The organism is Bradyrhizobium sp. USDA 4011, assembly GCF_054063415.1.
Genome location: NZ_JBSSGG010000001.1, coordinates 3,904,957 through 3,922,622 on the forward strand (window position 1 = coordinate 3,904,957; position 17,666 = coordinate 3,922,622).

Below are 17,666 nucleotides of genomic sequence, written 5' to 3' on the forward strand. Positions count from 1 at the left end.
CCTGTTTTGCGCCGCAGCATACTGACCAATGCGTAACAATGCGTCAATGCGCCGCGAGCTGAATATGGGGTCGATATCGGGCTAAAACACCGAGAATCCACGGGAAAGTGACATTTATTCACCACCCCCGAGCAGCGATCCGTTGCGCTTGGCGCTCTGCAAAAGGGCAAGGAAGACTGCAAAAGAGGCAACGAACAGGATGGCGTTGATGACCAGCGCCCAGGCCATCAGGTCGGCACGGAAGACGTGATCGATCAGCAGCGACCGCATGCCTTCGAACACATAGGTCGGCGGCAGCGTCCAGGCGATATATTGCAGCCAGACCGGCAGCACCTCGACCGGATAGTAGATGCAGGCGAGCGGCATCACCGCGAACATCAGCGTCCAGACGATGCTCTCGGCGCCGAGCCCGTTGCGCAGCACAAGGCCCGAGGCGAACACGCCGACCGACCAGCTCGTGAAGATCAGATTGCAGAAGAACGCGATCAGCGGCAGCCCGATGGCGTAGAAATTGAAGCCGAAAAAGAACAGCGCCAGCAGCGTCATCGGGATCACGCCGATGGCGAGCCGGATCAGGCTCATGATCATCAGCGAGAGCAGGAATTCGATCGGCTTCAGCGGGCTCATCATCAGGTTGCCGAGATTGCGCGCCCACATCTCTTCCAGGAACGAGATGGAGAAGCCGAGCTGGCCGCGAAACAGGATGTCCCACAGGATCACGGCGCCGATCAGCGTGCCGCCCGCCCTGGCGAAGAAGCCGGATGCCTGCGAGATGTAGTTCTGCAGGAAACCCCAGGTGATGATCTGCAAGGCCGGCCAGTAGACCAGTTCCAGCAGCCGCGGCCATGACGACATCAGGAGATACCAATAGCGCAGCACCATCGCGTTGATGCGTTGCAGTGAAATGCTGCGCGGCTGATGGCTGACGATCTCGCTCATGGTGTGCCCTCTGGCGCGCCCTCCCGGAGGCGGCCGCGCGCCACGTCGAGAAACACCTCTTCCAGCGTGTCGCGATTGTAGCGCGCCATGATCCCCTCGGGGCTGTCGTCGTCTTCGATCTTGCCGCGCTTCATGATGATGACGCGATCGCAGAGGCGCTCGACCTCCAGCATGTTGTGCGAGGCCAGCAGGATGGTCGCGTTATGGGTCTTGCGGTAGGTCTCGAGGTGCTGCCGCACCCAGTCGGCGGTATCCGGGTCGAGCGATGCGGTCGGCTCGTCGAGCAGCAGCAGGTCCGGCTCGTTGATCAGCGCTTTCGCCAGCGCGACACGGGTCTTCTGCCCGGCGGAGAGCTTGCCGTTGGAGCGGTCGAGGAATTCCGTCAGATCGAGATCGGCCGCGAGCTGGTCGATCCGCTCGCGCAGATGCTTCACGGCATAGAGGCGCCCGAAGATGGTCAGGTTCTGCCGCACCGTGAGCCGCATCGGCATGTCGACATAGGGGCTCTCGAAATTCATCCGGCCGAGCACATCATAGCGCTGCTCGGGGATTCTTGCTCCCAGCACCGTGACGCTGCCCGAGGTCGGCAGCACCAGCCCCATGATCATCGCGATCGTCGTGGTCTTGCCGGCGCCGTTGCCGCCGAGCAGGCCGGTGATGCTGCCGCGCGCGATCCGGAAGGAGATATCGTCGACCGCGCGGGTGGCCTTGTAGACCTTGACCAGATGCGCAACGTCGATCGCGGCCGATCCGTCCTGATCGGCCGCGGGCGCCTGGTTGGCCGCAGGCGCTTGCGCCTGACCTGTCCCGCGCTGTTGCATATGGCCGTCATTGAGCCATTGCGACAATAAGCGCAAGGCTTGCCCTGCATCCTTGCGCTAAGTCGCGAATTTGTGCGCCGCCCACGGCACAGCTAAGGTCCCTGATATGACCGACGTCGCTTCCGATTTCCGCCAACCTCGCCGCTATGTCCGCCTGGATACGATCCTGCGGCTGCGCTGGCTCGCCGCGCTGGGCCAGCTCGTCGCGATCTTCATCGTGGCCCAGGGACTGGAATTCGACGTTCCGATCGTCCCCTGCGTCATCATCGTGACATTCTCGGCGCTGCTCAACCTCGCGCTGCAGGTCGCGTTCAACCCGATGCAGCGGCTGGAGCCGGTCTATGCCGCGGCCCTGCTCGCCTTCAACATCGTCGAGCTCGGCGGTCTGCTGTACTTCACCGGGGGCTTGCAGAACCCGTTCTCGTTCCTGTTCCTGGCGCCGGTCCTGATCTCAGCCACCGTGCTGCCGATCCGCCTCACGATCGCGCTCGGCTGCCTTGCGGTCGCCTGCGCCTCGGCGCTGTTCTTCTATCACCTGCCGCTGCCCTGGGACGCCGACGATCCGCTGGTGCTGCCGCCGATCTATCTGATCGGCGTCTGGCTCTCGATCCTGCTCGCGATCGGCGTCACCAGCCTTTACGCATTTCAGGTGACCGAGGAGGCCCGCCAGCTCTCCGATGCGCTTGCCGCGACCGAGCTGATCCTGACGCGCGAGCAGCATCTGACCCAGCTCGACGGTCTCGCCGCCGCCGCCGCGCATGAACTCGGCACGCCGCTGTCGACGATCTTCCTGATCTCGCGCGAGCTCGAGAAGACGGTGCACGACCCGGCGATCGCCGACGACCTCAAGACGGTGCGCGAGCAGGCGCAGCGCTGCCGCGACATCCTGAGCAAGATTGCGCAATTGTCATCGAGCGGCGCGCCGTTCGACACCATGAAGCTGTCGACCCTGATCGAGGAGGCTGTGGCGCCGCATCGCGATTTCGGCATCAACATCAAGGTGCGGCTTGCTGTCGCAGCAACGCGTGAACCGGTCACCGCACGCAATCCCGCGATCCTTTATGGTGTCGGCAACATTCTCGAAAATGCGGTCGATTTCGCGCACCAGACCGTCGAGGTGAACGCGTGGTGGAACGCCGAAACCATCGAGATCGTCGTCTCGGACGATGGCCCGGGCATCGCGCCCGACATGCTGAAACGGATCGGCGAGCCGTATTTGTCGCGCCGCCGGGGCGCAGATGAGGCTCAAAATGCCCGAGGCGGCCTGGGGCTGGGCGTTTTCATCGCAAGGACGCTGCTGGAACGCACCGGCGCCAAAGTGTCATTTACCAATCGCGCCTTCCCCGATCACGGCGCCGTGGTGCAGATCGTCTGGCCGCGCGAACGCTTCGAGGAAGCCGCGCCGGCCGACGAAACCGAAGCCTAAGAACGATTCTTAATCGCATCTCTGGCATACCGGATGCATCGCTCTTTCGAGAATTGCACGCGACTTTCGGCTGCCTTGGCAGTGCCGCAGTAGGGCCCCATATAATAGGTGTCTGCCACAGGGAAAAATGGACCGTGAACGCCATCACTGAACTGAATGACCATGCCGACCGCTCGCTCCTCATCGTCGAGGACGACAAGCCGTTCCTGGAACGCCTGTCGCGCGCGATGGAGACGCGCGGTTTCGCGGTGAAGTCATGCGACACGGTGTCTGATGGTCTCGCCGAGATCGGCCGCGCCGCGCCCGCTTTCGCGGTCGTCGACCTCCGTCTCGGCGACGGCAACGGCCTTGACGTCGTCTCGGCCTTGAAGCGCAAGCGCCCCGAGGCGCGCGCGATCGTGCTGACCGGCTACGGCAACATCGCGACCGCGGTGACCGCGGTGAAGATGGGCGCCGTCGACTATCTCTCGAAGCCCGCCGACGCCGATGACGTCGTCGCCGCGCTGCTCGCGACCGGCACCGAGAAGTCCGAACTGCCGGCCAATCCGATGTCGGCGGACCGCGTGCGCTGGGAACACATCCAACGCATCTACGAGATGTGCAACCGCAACGTCTCGGAGACCGCACGCCGTCTCAACATGCACCGTCGCACGCTGCAGCGTATCCTCGCCAAGCGCGCGCCGCGCTAAGCGATCGCTTCATGTGATTTTGCGATGGCCGGGCTCGTCCCGGCCATTTGCTTTTGTCCTTTCGTAGTTTCGTAGGGTGGGTAGAGCGAAGCGAAAACCACGCCTTCGTGCCGTGGCGACAAGCGATGGGTTTCGCTTTGCTCTACCCGTCCTACAGATCGTCAAAGCTTATCACCGTCATCCTGACAGCTTGTGAATCTTTTTGTTTCGCCAATTTCTGGTGTGTTGGCGGGATAGCCGAAGCTTCAGATTTGATGGCCTTGCAGGATGTTGTTGGCGAGTGCGTACCAGAGCACGACAGCGCGGACCTTTTCGATGCCGCGCACGGTCAGTTGCCGCAGGTTCCAGTTTCGCCAGCGGGCATGGATGCATTCGCAGATCGAGCGAAGCTTGTACTGAGCCTTGCCGGCCTCGCTAGCCATCCGAGCCCGCCAAGCCAGGACACCCGGGCCATCCCCGCGCCGCGGCAGGGAGGGATCGGTGCCGTGCTTGGATTGTGTCGGTGGACAGAAGACCTCAACTCCCTGGCTGTGCGCCCATTCGATGTCGTGGGCGCTGCTAAAGCCGCCGTCGACGAGATGGCGCCCCGGAAGACGACCAATCCGCACGCGCGTCCGCTCGAGCATCGGCCGCATGAGGCCGCGGTCTGAGCCGGCATTGGTGATCTCGAACCCGACGACGATCTGCTCTCCGGCCACGCTTGCCACTTGCAAATTGTACCCCGGGCGGAAGCCGCCATCGGCCATCTTCATGACGCGCGCCTGTGGGTCCGTGGTGGAGGCGCGCGGCTCCTTGGGCGTCTTGCCGTTGTTGCGCTCTTCCGCGCGCGCTTGACGCTGGCGCTTGATCTCCTCAAGCGCTGCCTGTGCCGCCTTCAGCCGCTGCGCGCGCTCACGTGCTGCGCGCTCCTTGGCCGCCTTGATGCGCTGGTTGCTCGCGTCGGAGCGCGCATCGACCTCTCGCTTGAGTTCCTCCACGACCCCCTGCGCCACCCCCAGATGCCGGTCGAGGGTTGCCTGGCGCCGGAACGAGGCTGCTCCGGCGCTCGCCCGAATCCGCACGCCATCCTGCGCCAGCGTGTCGAGATCGACTAAGCCGACTTCGGCCAGCGCCGCCAGATGTTCTGCCAGCAGCCGGTCGAGCAAATCGGCATATCCGACCCGGAAGTCCGCCAGCGAGTGATAATTCACCGACACCCCGCCGCACAGCCAGCGATAGACATCGTGGCTCTCGCACAGCCGCTCCAGAGCCCGGGCACTCCCCACCCCCTCGCTGGTCGCATAGAGCCACAGCGCCAACAAAAGTCGCGGCGAGGTCGCCGGATGACCAGGCCTGTGGCCCCGGGCCTTGATCCGATCCTCAAGCTCGCTCAGGTCGAGACCTTCGACATAGGACCAGATCACCCGCGCCGGATGACCCTCCCCAATGAGGCTCTCGATATCGACCGCTCGCAGCTCAACTTGATCGCGCTTCGGTTCGCGCAGCCGCGGCGAGCCCAACGGCGCCCCATCAGTTTGCGGCTTCGACCGCTCAGGCAGTTCTCCGAACAGCTTGTCCCCGGCCATCTTCCATCCCCCGCAACTCGCTCCGTGCAGAGAATCACATCCCGACCGAACCGGCTACATCGGCAGTCTAAAACAGGAAAAATTCACACGCTCTGAGGTGCGAGCGCAGCGAGCCTCGAAGGATGAACGGCCCGGCTGGTGGCCGTGCATCCTTCGAGACGCGCTACGCGCTCCTCAGGATGACGGATTACGATAGCGCTTGCTGTTAGAGTTCATACCCCTGCGGGTCGACCAGCCGGTTGATCCGCTGTGCCGCGGCCATCGCAAAACGCACCGTGATCGCCTTGCGGGTGGCCGCCGGTAGGCGATGCTCCGGCGCCTCGCAGTGCAGATGCGCGCCGTAGGCGTCGGCGATGATCAGGCCGGTGTCGGCCGGGAAGATTTCGCACGGCAGATCCTGCGTGAAGGCGAAGAACAGCCGGTCGCAATGCATCCGGTAGTCCTGCCATTTCTGGTCGGCGCGCAGATCCTCGAGCGATGACTTGATCTCGACGATCCAGATCTCGCCGCGCTCGTTCAGCGCGACCAGATCGGCGCGGCGGCCGGACGGCAGCGGCAATTCGCTGATGCAGGAAAATCCCAGCGACCTCAGAAGCCGCGCCGTCCCGCGCGCGATCGCCAGCGCGGTCTCCGACTGGCGTCGGTCGGGCGCGGGCACAAGCGCGATCTGGCGGGCGGGCGATTCCATCGCTGCAGAATAGCCGATTCCACGAGAGCATGATCCGGAAAAGTGGAACGGCGCTCCGGGCAGGAACCCGCCGCCACCTCGCCGCTTATCCCACCGCCGCCACCATGGGCGGACCGATGAGGGCTGCCTGGTGATCGACGACCTCTGGTACAAGAACGGCGTGATCTACTGCCTCTCCGTCGGCACCTACATGGATGCCAACGGCGACGGCATCGGCGACTTCAGAGGCCTGCTGCGGCGTCTGGATTATCTGCACGGGCTCGGCATCACTGCGATCTGGCTGATGCCGTTTCAGCCTTCGCCTTGCAAGGACGATGGTTACGACATTTCGGACTATTACGGGGTCGATCCGACCTACGGCACGCTGGGCGATTTCGTCGAGTTTACCCATGGCTGCCGGCAACGCGGCATCCGCGTGATCATCGATCTCGTCGTCAATCACACCTCGGACCAGCACGCCTGGTTTCGATCAGCGCGCAGCGCAAAGGACTCGCCTTACCGCGACTGGTATGTCTGGTCGGACAAGAAGCCCGCCAATGCCAACACGGGCATGGTGTTTCCGGGAGTGCAGAAATCGACCTGGACGCGCGACAAGCAGGCGGGCGCCTGGTACTTCCATCGCTTCTACGATTTCCAGCCGGACCTCAACACGTCGAACCCGCATGTCCAGGCCGAGATCCTCAAGATCATGGGATTCTGGATTCAACTCGGCGTCTCCGGCTTCCGCATGGACGCCGTGCCCTTCGTGATCGCAACCAAGGGCGCCTCCGTGCGCAAGCCGGTCGAGCAATACGACATGCTGCGATCGTTCCGCGAATTCCTGCAATGGCGCCAGGGCAACGCGATCATCCTTGCCGAAGCCAATGTCTTGCCCGAGACGGACATGGAGTATTTCGGGCGCGACGGCGACCGCATGCACATGATGTTCAACTTCCACGTCAATCAGCATCTGTTTTACGCGCTGGCGTCAGCCGATTCGAAGCCATTGGCGAAAGCATTGACGGCGACCAAGCCGCGGCCCGCGACCGCCCAATGGGGCCTGTTCCTCCGCAATCACGATGAACTCGACCTCGGCCGTCTCACCAGGGCGCAGCGCGAGACGGTGTTCAAGGCATTCGGACCCGACAAGAGCATGCAGCTCTACGACCGCGGCATCCGGCGGCGCCTTGCACCCATGCTGGGCGGCGATCGCCGACGTCTGGAACTCGCTTACAGTCTGATGTGCACGCTTCCCGGCACGCCCGTGATCCGCTACGGCGATGAACTCGGCATGGGCGATGATCTCGACCTGCCCGAACGCGCTTGCGCGCGCACGCCCATGCAATGGTCGACCGAGCCGCACGGCGGCTTTACCGAAAGCGATCGGCCATGCGTGCCGGTGATCGACAAGGGACCCTACGGCTATGAACACGTCAACGCCGCCAAGCAGCGGCGCGACCCCAATTCGATGTTGAACTGGACCGAGCGCATCATCCGCATGCGCAAGGAAGTCCCCGAAGTCGGCTGGGGAGACTTCAAGATCATCGCAACCCGAAATCCTGCCGTCCTGATCATTCGTTACGACTGGCGCAACAACTCGGTGCTGTTCGTGCACAATTTCGCGGAAAAGCCGCTCGAGATTTCGTTCGACGTTGGACTGCCCGATGACGCCGGCAATCTCCTCGTCAACCTTCTGTCCGAGGATCACAGCCGCGCCGACAATGCCGGCCGTCACAAGCTTCTGGTCGAAGCCTACGGCTATCGCTGGTACAGGGTCGGTGGGCTCGACTACCTGCTCAAGCGCAGCGATATCGACACCAGGGAGCCCCGCACGTCGCGTTAGGCATGATCCGGAAAAGTGTGAAGCGGTTTTCCGAATGGATCATGCCCAACCACGAAGCTGAAGCGCGATGATGATTTAACGTGATCTCATCGCGCTTTGGTCGTCCTGATGCAGCCCGAGGATCACGCCTTCATTGCCGCGCAGGTTGAGCACGCCTTCGACCTTCTCGCCCTGCCGGTCCATGAAGGTCGAGAGCAGAACCTCGTTGCTGAAGCCGATGGCGCTGGAGGAGACCGACGCGGGGACCGCCCCGAAGTTCAGCGCGATCACGGCGACGCCCTCGGCGCTCCGCCGCCGGTAGAGCAGGACATCGCCGTGCGCCGTCACCGGCTCATAGCTGCCATGGACGAGCTGCGGCAACCTTCGCCGCAACGCGATCAGCGCCTTGTAGAGGTTGAGGATCGACGCCCGCTCCGCCTCCAGCCTTGCGACATTGTCGCTTGCGAAATCCTGCGCCAGCGGCAGCCACGGCCTGGCGGTCGAGAAACCGGCATAGCGCTCGGCGCTCCATTGCATCGGGGTGCGGCAGCCGTCGCGGCCGACGCCGATGCCAGGCACGTTCTTCTCGAAGGGATCACGCACCTCGCTAGGGGCAATCGCAACCTGATGCATGCCGATCTCGTCGCCGTAATACAGCGTCGGCGTGCCACGCAGCGTCAGCAACAGCATCGCGGCGACCGGCGCCTGCGCGGGCCCCACCCGGCTCGCCACCCGCGGCCGGTCGTGATTGCCGAGCACCCAGTTCGGCCATGCGCCCGGCGGCAGCGCCTTTTCGTAATCGGCAATGATCTGCTCGACCGAGCGCGCGCTCCACAAGGTGGACAACAGCGCGAAATTGAACGGCATCTGCGCGCCGCGCAGATCGTTGCCGTAATAAGCAACCAGCCGGTGCAGCGGCAGATAGATCTCGCCGATCAGAACGCGGTTGTCGAACTCCCCGGTGACGCGGCGCATCTCGGTGATAACAGCATGGACTTCGAGCTGATCGGTCGAATATTGCGTCAGCACTTTCTCGTGCGGCGGTCGGCCTTCGCGATAGTGCGGGTTCGGCGGGTTGTCGCGGAATTCGGCATCCTTGATCAGGTGCCAGATCACGTCGACACGAAAACCGTCGACGCCCTTGCGCAGCCAGAAGCGCATCACGTCATAGATCGCGTCTCTCACCTCGCCATTGCGCCAGTTCAGATCAGGCTGCTGGGTAAGGAACGCGTGATAATAGTACTGGCCGGAAGCCTCGTCATACGTCCAGGCGCTGCCGCCGAACTCCGACAGCCAGTTGTTCGGTGGACCGCCATTCGGCGCCGGATCGCGCCAGATGTACCAGTCGCGCTTCGGGTTATCGCGCGAGCTCTTCGCTTCGATGAACCAGGGATGCTGATCGGATGTATGGTTAGGCACCAGGTCGAGGATCAGCTTGAGGCCGGAATCGTGCGCAGCCGCGACCAGCGCGTCGAAATCCTCCATCGTCCCGAACAGCGGGTCGATGCCGGTGTAATCCGAGATGTCGTAGCCGAAATCGGCCATCGGCGACGGGAAGATCGGCGACAGCCAGACCGCGTCGACGCCAAGCCGCGTCAGATAGGGCAGTCGCGCGATGATCCCCCTGAGATCGCCGACGCCGTCGCCGTCGCTATCCCCGAACGAGCGCGGATAGACCTGATAGAAGATGCCACGCCGCCACCAGTCCCTGTCGTCCTGATCCATCCCGTCCCCCCAAGCTCGCAGCCCGGTTGAGGCCGCTCCGCGACCCGGGGCGGCCTGTCGGTTCAGGGATGACGCATAATTCGGGACGGAAAAATGGCTGCAATGCGTCAGTGGCGGGCGATCGCGAGCTGATAGATGGTGATCAGCACCTCGAACAGGATCAGGAAGACGATGATCAGCTCCAGCCGCAGCGAGCGGCTGGTGTCGATGATATCGGTCAGCACCTGCGCGGTCTCGGCCACGACGGCGAGTTTGCGGTTCAGCGATTCCGCACGCTCCTTCAATTCGTACTCGTCCTCGAGCCGGGCATAGAGCCGCTCGAGATGCGGCTTGTCCCAGAGGATGTCGGGCTTCTCCGACACTTCGACCGGTCCGGCCACGCGATGCCGTACCAACAGCGCGTTGCCGATGTGTTTAAGGATCGCGACGCGGCCGCCTCGGACCTGGCCGCCCTTCGCAAGCTCGCGCGCCAACGGCTCGGTCGTGTCGAAGACCGCCCGGACCTCGCGTTCGTGCCGCGCAAGCACCACGCTCTTGGCCAGCGCTTCGCCGACCAGGATCAGCCGCTCCGGCGACAGGCTTTGCAGATAGATCGGGCCGCCCGGCGGAATCTGGTCTTCCTTGTCCGCCGCAAGCTCGATGATCGCGATCTCCTCCTCGCGCCGCGTGAACAGACCGGTCATGCGCGACTGCAGGCTGCGCAGGAATTCATCCTCCTCCAGCGCGTTGAGACCGATCAGGACGACGACGCCATAGCGAAACAGGATCGCCACACCATTGTCATTGACGCGAAACGCCAGCGGCGTCGTGGCCAGCACGTCGCCGCGCTCGAGGCCGGACGTGTTGATGCGGTCCGCGACGAAGAAGGCGCGGGCGGTGGTCCGGGGTCCGCCGAGCGGTGAATTGGGGGCCTGGGTCATGAGGTTCCGGACTGCGAGGACTTAACGCATGATCGAGAGCAACCGTATACCGGCCTGCTCACGATGGTGTTCTGCTGGAGGTGACCTTATCACGGTCCGTTTTGGGATCACACGTCGGGGCCGGCGCATTTCCCGAGCGTGTTGACGGCATTTTCCGGTAGCCTATGGTGCCCCCATGAACGAGACAACCGACACCAAACCGAAGGCCGGCGCGATCATCGTGCCGGTGACGCTTTTCGAGCAGAACTGCACCATCATCTGGCACGAGCCGACCAAGAAGGCCGTGGTGATCGACCCCGGCGGCGACGTGCCGAAGATCCAGGCCGCGATCAAGCAGACCGGCGTGACGGTCGAGAAGATCTGGCTGACCCACGGCCATATCGATCATGTCGGCGGCGCCGCCGAATTGCGCGATGCGCTGCAGGTCAAGATCGAAGGCCCGCATATCGCCGACAAATATCTGCTCGACAATGTCGTCTCGAGCGGCGAGCGCTTCGGCATGACCGGGGTGCGCAATTTCGGCCCGGACCGCTGGCTCGACGAGGGCGATCAGGTCTCGATCGGCGACCTCACCTTCGACATCCTGCACTGCCCCGGCCATTCGCCGGGCAGCGTGGTTTTCTTCAACAAGGAGCTGCGCTTCGCCCATGTCGGCGACGTGCTGTTTGCCGGCTCGGTCGGGCGCACCGACCTGCCGGGCGGCAGCCATCCGACGCTGATCCAGTCGATCAAGCAGAAGCTGCTGCCGCTCGGCGACGATGTCGGCTTCATCTGCGGCCACGGCGCGGGATCGAGCATCGGCCAGGAGCGGATGACGAACCCGTTCCTGACCGGCGAGATGTAACTACTTCATCAGGCCTGCGGCGGTCAGCGCCCGCGTGATGACGGCGCCGACGTCGACACCCTTGCGCCGTCGCTTGCGCGGCCGGTCGCTTTTGCGGCCGGATACTGCCTCGGGCTCGGCCGCAGGCACCGGGATCGTCATCGAGATCGTGTCGGCGCGCTCGCGCGGGATTCCGGTCGGAGCGATATGCGGCTGACGGACCTTGTCCGTCAGGCCGAAGAAGCTCGCGATGTGATACGACGAGGAGATCCCGGCCTCGATCAGGAACGCGCCCTCCACGCCATAGCGCTCCTCATTGTCGGCCAGCCCGAGCGGCGTGCCATGCGCCATGTCGGTGATGGAGAAGGATTCGACCAGCGTTTCGCCGTCGGCATTCCACCAGACCTCGCGCGGATGGCCGTCGACATCCGCCTTCGACATTGCCGCCAGCGGCAGGCCGTGAACGTCGAGCCACTGCCGGACGATTGCATCGGCATTGCCGGGATGTACGGTGCGGTCGGCGCTGCCATGCCACACCGAAAGCCTCGGCCATGCGCCGTCATGCGTGGACGCGTTGCGGACGAGACCGCCGAGTTCGGGCGCGGACAGTGCGCTCGCATGCATCATCGCATGCAGCGCTTCGCGCAGATCGGTGGCGACGCCGAACGGCAGCCCCGCAATGATGGCGCCCGCCGCGAACACGTCCGGATAGGTCGCGAGCATGACCGAGGCCATCGCGCCGCCGGCGGACAGCCCCGTCACATAGATGCGGCGCGGATCGATCTGATGCGCGCCGGCCATGTGCGCGATCATCTGCCGGATCGAACAGGCTTCACCCTGCTCGCGCGCGATATCCTGCGGATTGAACCAGTTGAAGCAGTTGTTGCCGTTGTTGACGGCCTGCTGTTCAGGCATCAGCAGCGCAAAGCCGTAATGCTGCGCCAATGTCGACCAGCCGGCGCCGAGATCGTAGGACGCAGCCGTCTGGCCGCAGCCATGTAGCACCACGACGAGCGCGGGCGACCGCGCAAGCTGCGGGGGCACGAACGAGAACATCTTCAGATCGCCGGGGTTGACGCCGAATTCGGTCGTCTCGACGAGCGGCGTCGGCACGGCCGGCGCAAGCGCGCCGAGACCGCGGAACGCGTTCATCTTGGGCAGATGACGCAAAAATTCGACGTTGTTGACCAGGGACAACAGCAACTCCTGAGGTGATTTATTCTTCTGTGTCAGCTGACCAGATAATTGCTGCACCGCAAAATGAAAAGGCCGTGTGCTGTCTTTCCCTGCGGATTTGTGAGAATCGGCGTTAACGCGCGATCGCGCCGAGGACCGATCGAAATAGTTGCCGCAGCACGTTGTTCGAACGTGAACTTTTCGAAAATCGGCGCCAGATCCCTGCGGATTCACGCTGTGGCACGGCGCATCCATGACAGAAATGCGGCTGAAATAATGATCGACAGCCCAAACAATGCGCATGCCGCAAACAGCGCCAGATGTGCTGATGTTGGGCTCTCCACCGCGAAGAACACCGCGCCGATCGCGGCGACGCCGGCCGCGTTGCCGATCTGCGTCGTCGTGCCATACATGCCGGAGCCGGCGCCGGCACTCGCAGGCTTCACGCTCCACAGCACCGCATTCGACAGCGGCGCCATCACCAGGCCCTGACCATAGCCGAAGATCATCAGCACCAGCGCGAGCAGCAGTGCCGATGGTGATGCGATCGTCTGAACGGTCGCAACGAGCACGGCGAGGCCGACGATCTGCAAGGCGCAGCCCTCGATCAGCACCAGCGTGCCGCGATGCCTGGCGCGAGCACCGCTGTGACGCGAGGCAATCACGAAGGTCAGCGCCACGCGGCACGAACACAAGCCCCGCCTGCAACGGCGGGATCTGCAAGCCCTTCTGCATGAACATGGTCATGATCAGATAGAAGGACAGGTTGGCGAAGAAGAAGAAAAACACCGCGACCAGGCCGCGCATGAAGGCGCGATCCGACAGCAGCGCCAGATCGATCAGCGGCATACCACCGCGGCGCGCGACGCTGCGCTCGAGCCGGACGAAGGCCGCAATGATCGCAACACCTGCGGCCATCACCAGCCACACCCACGCCATCCAGTTGAGATCGTGACCGAACAGCAGCGGCCCGATCAGGCACAACAAGCCCGCAAACAGCACGACCGCGCCCGGGATATCGAGCCGCGTGCCGGCGCGGCGCGGCCCCGTCGGCATGATCTTCAGCGCGGCCGCGATGATGATGACGCCGAACGGCACGTTGACGAAGAACACCGCGCGCCAGCCGAGGCCGGCGAGATCGAGCGTCACCAAGACGCCGCCGAGCATGAAGCCGGCCGCGCCGGCGAGCCCCAGCACGATGCCGTAGATACCGAACGCCCGTGCACGGGCGGCATCGGAGAACAATAGATGCAGCGTCGCCAGCACCTGCGGCACCATCAGCGCCGCCGTCGCGCCCTGCGCCAGCCGGGCGATGATCAGCTCTGGTCCGGACTGCGCGAGACCGCACCAAAGCGAGGTTACCGAGAAGCCCGCGACGCCGGCGATGAACACGTTCCTGGTGCCATGGATATCGCCGAGCCGGCCGCCGGTGACCACCAGCGTGGCATAGGCGATCAGGTAGATCGCGATCACGGCCTCGATCTGCGCCGGCGTCGCGTGCAGCTCCGCCGCGATCGTCGGGATCGCGACGTTGACGATGAAGGCATCCACGCCGAACATGAATTGCGCTGACACCACGATCGCAAGCACCCACCAGCGGCGGGAGGTCTCCGCGCGCGTCGATACGATCTGGTGCATGCCCTGTCCTGCCCGAAATGACGTCATGACGGACATCAGCAGATTCCAGTCATTGCTTCGATTACCTGCGAGGTAAGCCTGGGATCACGGACGCTCGACCCGGCGCCAATTTGCGTTGATGCGCTGGGAAACATTCCGGAGGGCGGCAATCGCCGCCGATTTGCGCAACAACCATGCGGGCGCCGCAGCCCCGAAGCATTGCCTTGCCTCGGGCCACCCCGTAGGTTGGCGGAAAGCCCCCGACAACAATAAGCCGGAGAGAACGACCCATGGCGCGCCTCAAGTTCGGAGCCTTCCTCGCCCCGCATCACCCGATCGGCGAGCATCCGATGCTGCAATTCCGCCGCGATCTCGATTTCGTCGAACAGCTCGACGCGCTCGGTTACGACGAATTCTGGTGCGGCGAGCACCATTCCTCGGGCTGGGAGACGATCGCCTCGCCGGAAATGTTCCTGGCCGCCGCCGGCGAGCGCACCAAGCGCATCAAGCTCGGCACCGGCGTGATCTCGCTGCCCTACCACCACCCCTTCAACGTCGCGCAGCGCATGGTGCAGCTCGACCACATGACCGGCGGCCGCGCCATCTTTGGCTCCGGCCCCGGCGCGCTCGCCTCCGACGCGCATACGCTCGGCATCGACCCGATGACCCAGCGCGACCGGCAGGACGAGGCGATCGCGGTGATCCGCCGCCTGTTTAACGGCGAGCGCGTCACCGCCAAGACCGACTGGTTCGAGATGCACGACGCCGCCCTGCAGATCCTGCCGCTGCAGGAGGACATGCCGTTCGTGGTGGCCTCGCAGATCTCGCCGTCGGGCATGACGCTCGCCGGCAAATACGGCATCGGCATCATCTCGCTGGGCTCGATGTCGACCCAGGGCCTGATGGCGCTGCCGCAGCAGTGGCAATTCGCTGAGGACGCCGCCAAGAAGGCCGGCACCACGGTGAGCCGTTCCAATTGGCGCGTGCTGCTGTCCTGGCACATCGCCGAAACGCGCGAGCGGGCGCGGCGCGAGGCCGGCCCCGGGCTGATGCGCTGGCACAACGAATATAACGTCGGCACCTTGATGCGGCCGGGCCTGACCGCATTCGCCTCGCCGGACGAAGCCGTCGACAAGACCGCCTTCGTCGAAGGTGCTGCCTCCACCATCGGCACGCCGGATGACCTGATCAAGATGATCAAGAACCTGATCGACGTCTCCGGCGGCGTCGGCTCGATCATCGGCTTCGCCCATGACTGGGCCAATCCGGAAAACACTCGCCGCAGCTGGGACATGGTCGCGCGCTATGTGGTGCCCGAGATCAACGGCTATATCGACGGCCTGCGCAAGTCGCGCCAGTTCGTGATCGACAACCGCGCGGTGTTCGAACGCGCCGGCCAGGCTGTCATGGCCAAGATCATGCAGAACGACAAGGCCGCCGCCGCGCTTCAGCATACCGGCACCGGCCGTGTCGCGATCCCGGCCGTGAATGCGCCCGACCTCGCGAAGGAAGCGGCGAAGCAGAAGGCGTGAGTTGTGTCCCTCGCCCGAAAGGGCGGAAGGAACAACGCCACATCCACAATCGTCGTCCTGGCGAAAGCCAGGCGAAAGCCAGGACCCATAACCACCGTCTTTGATTGTGAACGGGATCGTAGCCCCAGCATCGCTCGATAATGCGCAGTTGGGTAATGGGTCCTGGCTTTCGCCAGGACGACGCGATGGACGGTTCGCGATTCAAGATGCCAAACAACGCGATGTCATCACCCGCGAAGCGGGTGATCCAGTATTCCAGAGGCAATCGTGTTTAAGCCGAGAAGCCCCGGCGTACTGGATCGCCCGGTCGAGCCGGGCGATGACAGCTGAGGGTGGGGATACAGCTACGCCTTCTCACGACATGATTTGCCCGAGCTTTGCATTTCGTTTCGTCGCTCTGAGACAGAGGGCGCAGGGAAAGCCGGGTGCCGATCGCACCCATGGGCCCCGTGCATAGGGTAGAAAGCACGGGGTAGGACTACAGGTGTAACCGGAAACAACCCGGCTTTCCCTGCGCGATGGGTTACGGCTTATACGTGCTCTCCCCGGCGAGACTGGGCTTTGTTGTCACCGCCTGCGCAAACGCAATTGCGTTTGCACGAGGACACCTACCACTAGGGCGTCAGGCCTGCACGATTTCGCCGTCCGCTTCATGCGCATTCGTCGACTGCGCAATCAGCGTCCACCGCATCCCACACCGCGCTCGTGACGATCGCGAAGCGCCCCTCGATCGGGTGAGACGGACGGAATTGAACATCTGATTTGCCCGACGACGGAAGCGCTGATTTGCCCGTCGGGTTAATTTGTCGCAGCCTGATTTTCGAGATCCAGATTCAGAACGGAATCCCGGATTTCTGCCCTGACGCCTTCTCTTCAAGCGGAGCGCTCTCCTCGAGCATCATCCTCCCTCGTGCCTCAACGCCTGAAACTTGATCTCGTCTACCCTCGAAAGAACAAACTCCAGCAACGGCGAACGGTTACCTTCATTGTAGCCGATCACCAGATCGACCAGCGGCGGCGCACCCTGAATCGGACGGCAGACGATGGTTTTCGGGAGCAAGTTCTGCGCGTAGAGCGGAAGAAGGCAGATGCCCCCAGTGGAGGCGATCAGCGAAATAGCCATGGCTAGATTCTCCGCCTGGTGCGCCGTTTCTATCGCCAAGCCGTGTCGCGTGAAAAAGTCATTGATCGCCGAGCGCAGCGTTGGCGCCCTCGCCGCAGATACTCCGATGTAGCTCTGTCCTGCCAAATCCTTCGGACGAACCGAGGAGCGCGCCGCGAGCGGATGGTCTCGTGGCATCATGACCAGGATCGGATCATGACGAAGCAACTTGAACTGAAGGCCCGCCGCGCTCTTCTCCGGGCGCATGAACGCAAGGTCGATCTTGCCCCGCATCAATCCCGCCGCGAGGTCGGGAGAGTCCTCGCTACGGATGGTGATTTCCGTGCTCGGCAGCTTACCACGTAAGATACCCATTACCGCCGGAAGCCAGTCCATCTCGTACCCGGTAAGAAACCCGATCGAGAAGGCTGATTTCGCCGGCTGGGCGGCGCGCCTTGCGGCTTCGCGGGCGGCCTCGACCTGCAGCAGAGCCACTCGCGCATGGTCAAGAAACACGCGCCCCGATGGCGTCAGTTCGATGCCGCGCGGTCCGCGCACGAACAACTGCACTCCGAGCTCCGTCTCTAGATCGTGGATCTGGCGGCTCAGTGACGGCTGTGCGGTGTGCAGACGCTTTTGGGCCGCGACCGAAAGGCTGCCCTCCTCGGCCACGGCGACGAAATAACGGAGGTGTCGTAGTTCCATAGCTATTCCTCAAAAGTATACCTCAGACCCTACGAAGTCTTTCTCAAAGAAGCCAGCCTCTCCTAAATCACCAGCCGTTGAAGCCAAAACCTCGCAACGTCTTCGAAAGCTGCTGCGGTGGAAATTGGCGAACTAGG

At 63.6% G+C, this 17,666-nt stretch carries 13 protein-coding genes and 1 pseudogene; 5 read left to right on the forward strand and 9 right to left on the reverse strand.

Annotated elements, in window-relative coordinates:
• Positions 1-114: 114 nt before the first annotated feature.
• Both ACVW1C_RS18220 and ACVW1C_RS18225 read right to left on the reverse strand, forming a co-directional pair.
• Positions 115-939: an ABC transporter permease gene (locus ACVW1C_RS18220; protein ID WP_456759609.1), complete on the reverse strand. Its 825-nt coding sequence runs from the start codon at positions 937-939 to the stop codon at positions 115-117.
• Positions 936-1,760, reverse strand: a complete 825-nt coding sequence (locus ACVW1C_RS18225; protein ID WP_456759610.1) for an ABC transporter ATP-binding protein — start codon at positions 1,758-1,760, stop codon at positions 936-938. Before ACVW1C_RS18225 ends, ACVW1C_RS18220 begins: the two co-directional genes overlap by 4 nt.
• A 106-nt stretch (positions 1,761-1,866) precedes the next feature.
• Between ACVW1C_RS18225 and ACVW1C_RS18230 the strand changes: the two genes are divergently transcribed.
• The gene (locus ACVW1C_RS18230) at positions 1,867-3,186 is read left to right on the forward strand and encodes an ActS/PrrB/RegB family redox-sensitive histidine kinase (protein WP_456759611.1); all 1,320 of its coding nucleotides are present in this window, start codon (positions 1,867-1,869) and stop codon (positions 3,184-3,186) included.
• Positions 3,187-3,320: 134 nt separating this feature from the next.
• Positions 3,321-3,875, forward strand: a complete 555-nt coding sequence (locus ACVW1C_RS18235; protein WP_016845514.1) for an ActR/PrrA/RegA family redox response regulator transcription factor — start codon at positions 3,321-3,323, stop codon at positions 3,873-3,875.
• A gap of 245 nt (positions 3,876-4,120) precedes the next feature.
• Here the strand turns inward: ACVW1C_RS18235 and ACVW1C_RS18240 are convergent, their stop codons facing one another.
• Positions 4,121-5,440, reverse strand: coding sequence for an IS1182 family transposase (locus tag ACVW1C_RS18240; RefSeq protein WP_456756648.1), 1,320 nt, complete (start codon positions 5,438-5,440; stop codon positions 4,121-4,123).
• Positions 5,441-5,645: 205 nt separating this feature from the next.
• Complete coding sequence (locus tag ACVW1C_RS18245) at positions 5,646-6,128, reverse strand: MmcB family DNA repair protein (RefSeq protein ID WP_456759612.1); 483 nt, start codon at positions 6,126-6,128, stop codon at positions 5,646-5,648.
• A 130-nt stretch (positions 6,129-6,258) separates the two neighbouring features.
• Between ACVW1C_RS18245 and ACVW1C_RS18250 the strand changes: the two genes are divergently transcribed.
• Positions 6,259-7,950, forward strand: a complete 1,692-nt coding sequence (locus ACVW1C_RS18250) for an alpha-amylase family protein (RefSeq protein WP_456759613.1) — start codon at positions 6,259-6,261, stop codon at positions 7,948-7,950.
• Positions 7,951-8,025: 75 nt separating this feature from the next.
• Here the strand turns inward: ACVW1C_RS18250 and ACVW1C_RS18255 are convergent, their stop codons facing one another.
• Together ACVW1C_RS18255 and ACVW1C_RS18260 are read right to left on the reverse strand one after the other, a co-directional pair.
• A complete protein-coding gene (locus ACVW1C_RS18255) occupies positions 8,026-9,654 on the reverse strand; it encodes an alpha-amylase family glycosyl hydrolase (RefSeq protein WP_456759614.1) in 1,629 nt (542 codons plus the stop codon).
• Positions 9,655-9,761: 107 nt separating this feature from the next.
• A complete protein-coding gene (locus ACVW1C_RS18260; protein ID WP_456759615.1) occupies positions 9,762-10,574 on the reverse strand; it encodes an RMD1 family protein in 813 nt (270 codons plus the stop codon).
• Between the two features lie 175 nt (positions 10,575-10,749).
• On the opposite strand from ACVW1C_RS18260, the gene ACVW1C_RS18265 reads away from it, so the two are divergent.
• Positions 10,750-11,418: an MBL fold metallo-hydrolase gene (locus tag ACVW1C_RS18265; protein ID WP_353705106.1), complete on the forward strand. Its 669-nt coding sequence runs from the start codon at positions 10,750-10,752 to the stop codon at positions 11,416-11,418.
• On the opposite strand, the gene ACVW1C_RS18270 is transcribed toward ACVW1C_RS18265, so the two are convergent.
• Positions 11,419-12,594: an extracellular catalytic domain type 1 short-chain-length polyhydroxyalkanoate depolymerase gene (locus ACVW1C_RS18270; RefSeq protein ID WP_456759616.1), complete on the reverse strand. Its 1,176-nt coding sequence runs from the start codon at positions 12,592-12,594 to the stop codon at positions 11,419-11,421.
• 209 nt (positions 12,595-12,803) lie between these two features.
• A pseudogene (locus ACVW1C_RS18275) lies at positions 12,804-14,211 on the reverse strand (MFS transporter).
• 269 nt (positions 14,212-14,480) lie between these two features.
• Here ACVW1C_RS18275 and ACVW1C_RS18280 point away from each other — a divergent pair.
• Positions 14,481-15,722 (forward strand): LLM class flavin-dependent oxidoreductase, encoded by a 1,242-nt coding sequence (locus ACVW1C_RS18280; RefSeq protein WP_456759617.1) that lies wholly within the window; start codon positions 14,481-14,483, stop codon positions 15,720-15,722.
• Positions 15,723-16,620: 898 nt separating this feature from the next.
• Here ACVW1C_RS18280 and ACVW1C_RS18285 read toward each other — a convergent pair.
• A complete protein-coding gene (locus tag ACVW1C_RS18285) occupies positions 16,621-17,529 on the reverse strand; it encodes a LysR substrate-binding domain-containing protein (protein ID WP_456759618.1) in 909 nt (302 codons plus the stop codon).
• Between the last annotated feature and the right edge of the window lie 137 nt (positions 17,530-17,666).